This window comes from Vicinamibacteria bacterium, from assembly GCA_035620555.1.
Classification (GTDB): domain Bacteria; phylum Acidobacteriota; class Vicinamibacteria; order Marinacidobacterales; family SMYC01; genus DASPGQ01.
On the sequence record DASPGQ010000703.1, the window covers coordinates 1 to 2653 of the forward strand.

Below are 2653 nucleotides of genomic sequence, written 5' to 3' on the forward strand. Positions count from 1 at the left end.
AAGAAGGGTTTCCAGGTCCCGATGCCGGGTGTAGAAGCTCTGGAAGATACGGAGTGTTTCCTCGACGGTGAGCTTCTCTGACAGCCGCGTGTCCTGGAGCGACACGCCGAGACGCTGGCGGATCGTCTCGTCGTCGCGCCCCCACCTTCCTCCGAGCACCTCGATGTCGCCCTCTGAGGGCGCGAGGAGTCCCTCGAGCATCTCGATGGTCGTCGTCTTGCCGGCTCCGTTCGGGCCGAGCAGGCCGAAACACTCACCCCGCGGGATGACGAGGTCGATGCCGCGCACCGCTTCGACTCCACCCGGGTAGGTCTTCTTGAGCCCGTGGCATCGGATCGCTGACTCCATCGTCATCGTCAGTATTCGCGCCCCGGGCTCACACGGTTCAGGAGTCTACGTCCCGCCAGGTATCGTCTCACGTTCTCGAGAACGAGGTCCATTGTGCGGGGGATGTAATTGTCCCGGTCGTCGGTGGCGACGTGCGGAGTGATGGCGAGGTTCGGCGTCGACCAGAGGGCGGAGTGCGGTGGAAGAGGCTCGGTCTCGAACACATCGAGGACGGCGCCCGAGAGCTCACCCCGCTCGAGCTTCAGGCGGAGAGCCTCATAGTCCACGACCTCGGCGCGTCCCAGATTGATGAAGCCCGCCCCCTGCTTGATCCAGTTGAGCTCCCTTTTGCCGAGCAGCCCTCGAGTTTCACGGGTCACCGGAGTCGTGACCAGGACGAAGTCGGCGCGCGGAAGCACTTTCGGAAGCTCCGCGGGACGGAACATCTCATCGACGTAACGGTGAGGCCGGCCGCTTCGCCGGACGCCGAGTACGTGCATCCCGAGTACTTTGGCCTTCTTCGCGGCCGAGCCGCCGATGTGGCCCACCCCCACCACGGCAAGTGTCTTCCCGGCAATCGTCGTGGTGTGGATTTCCCGCCATCGAGATTCCCGCTGCTGAGTCGCGAGCGCTGGCATGGCGCTATTGAGCATCAAGAGCGCCATCGTGACGAACTCGCCCGCCTTCGGTGCGTGGACCCCTCGGTTGTTGACCAGGGCCACACCGCGGGGAAGCCAATCGAGGGGAAGGAGGTGGTCGATCCCGGCTGCGATGACGTGGATCCACTTCAAGTTGGGCGCGATCTTCTCGAGCTCGTGCTTCGGAAACCACCAGCCAACCAGAACGTTGGTCGAACGGATGGCGCGATAGAATCCGGATTTGTCGGTGGCGATCGTGGTCCGTACCTGTCTCGCGACGTCGGGATAACGCCGCAGCGCAGCTCGGTAACGCTCCCGGGTCATGTGGAAGACCTCGGGTGCCTTGGGATTGCTCTGGAGGTGAACGTGAAGCCGCTTGGTCACGGCGAGCAAAGCTTTACACGGTGCTGAGACAGTAGTGCCATGAACAGCACGAGTCCCATGCGCCGGAGGTTATCACACGCGTGTTAGGATCCCGGCCGGACGAGGAGTCGCGTCGTGCCGATCGTCTCGAGAAGACGGGTTTCGGGAACATTTGCCGCGGCGTTGTGTCTCCCATCGCTCTTCAGCTTCCTCTCCTGTGCGGGAAAGCAGCTCGCTCACGAGAACCTCAATGCCGTCCTCTGGGTACAGACCTCGGTCGAGTACCGTGCTCTCGCCCTGCAGAGCTACCTCGACGCAAAGCGGGCCCTGGACGACGCGCTCGCCAACCCGGACTGGAGCGCGGCAACGGAGCAAGCAGGGGATTTTTCGAGCCTGCCGCCGGCCGTCGTCCTGGATATCGACGAGACCGTGCTCGACAACTCACCTTATCAAGCGCGGCTCATGCTGGGAGGACGCAATTTCGAAGAAACGACGTGGCAGGCCTGGTGCCGCGAAATGCGGGCGACGGCCGTGCCGGGTGCGCTCGATTTCACCCGCTACGCGTCGAGCCAAGGGGTGACGATCTTCTACGTGACGAACCGTCGAAAGGCCGTCGAGGAAGCCACCGTCGACAACCTCCGCGCAATCGGTTTCCCGCTCGCGGAGGATCGGGACGTCATCCTCACGCGCGGCGAGAACGGATGGGACGCCTCGGACAAGACCGCTCGACGCGAGCACGTGGCGTCGCGTTATCGGGTGCTCCTTCTGATTGGAGACAATTTGGGGGATTTCGTGGAGATTCCTGGAGGATCTCCGGAAGCCCGGGAAACAGTGTACGAGCGGTACCAGGACTACTGGGGCACGCGGTGGATCGTCCTCCCGAATCCGCAGTATGGCTCCTGGGAGAGCGCTCTCTTCGATTCGGACTTCTCGTTGACCGACGAGGAGCGCCTGAAGCGGAAGCGCCAGGGACTTCGTCCTGGCTCCTGAGCTCCGGGTCGCGGCGTTTCTGGAATTCTCTTTGTCTGGACGCTAGCGGCATGAGCACCGACGTGTCGAACAATGCCTTCATCGACGTCGTTGGGGTTTCCAATCGGACAGAGCCTTCAGTCGATTGGCGCGCAGCTTTTGTGCGGTGTCACCAACGTTGCCGATCGATTTTCCCACGAACAGCAGAACGCCGTCCCTGATGATGAGACTCGGCTGGTCGCGCACGGACTCCATAAGAATTCCTTACTTCACCTCTTCGATGAACACAGAACCGAGATCGAGATCTCCCTGAACCTTCGCGGGCAGTACCACCTTCTCGAATCGGTCTATAGTCA

The 2653-nt window shown here is 62.3% G+C and carries 4 protein-coding genes; 1 reads left to right on the forward strand and 3 read right to left on the reverse strand.

The window, feature by feature from the left end:
- Together VEK15_28315 and VEK15_28320 are read right to left on the reverse strand one after the other, a co-directional pair.
- Positions 1 to 354, reverse strand: a 354-nt coding sequence (locus tag VEK15_28315) for an ATP-binding cassette domain-containing protein (GenBank protein ID HXV64635.1), incomplete at its 3' end; no start/stop codon positions are given.
- Positions 355 to 356: 2 nt separating this feature from the next.
- The gene (locus tag VEK15_28320) at positions 357 to 1349 is read right to left on the reverse strand and encodes a D-2-hydroxyacid dehydrogenase (GenBank protein HXV64636.1); all 993 of its coding nucleotides are present in this window, start codon (positions 1347 to 1349) and stop codon (positions 357 to 359) included.
- 114 nt (positions 1350 to 1463) lie between these two features.
- Here VEK15_28320 and VEK15_28325 point away from each other — a divergent pair, with 114 nt between their 5' ends.
- On the forward strand, positions 1464 to 2318 hold the full coding sequence (locus VEK15_28325; protein ID HXV64637.1) for a 5'-nucleotidase, lipoprotein e(P4) family: 855 nt from the start codon (positions 1464 to 1466) through the stop codon (positions 2316 to 2318).
- Positions 2319 to 2396: 78 nt separating this feature from the next.
- On the opposite strand, the gene VEK15_28330 is transcribed toward VEK15_28325, so the two are convergent.
- Positions 2397 to 2552: a hypothetical protein gene (locus VEK15_28330; protein ID HXV64638.1), complete on the reverse strand. Its 156-nt coding sequence runs from the start codon at positions 2550 to 2552 to the stop codon at positions 2397 to 2399.
- Positions 2553 to 2653 lie beyond the last annotated feature (101 nt).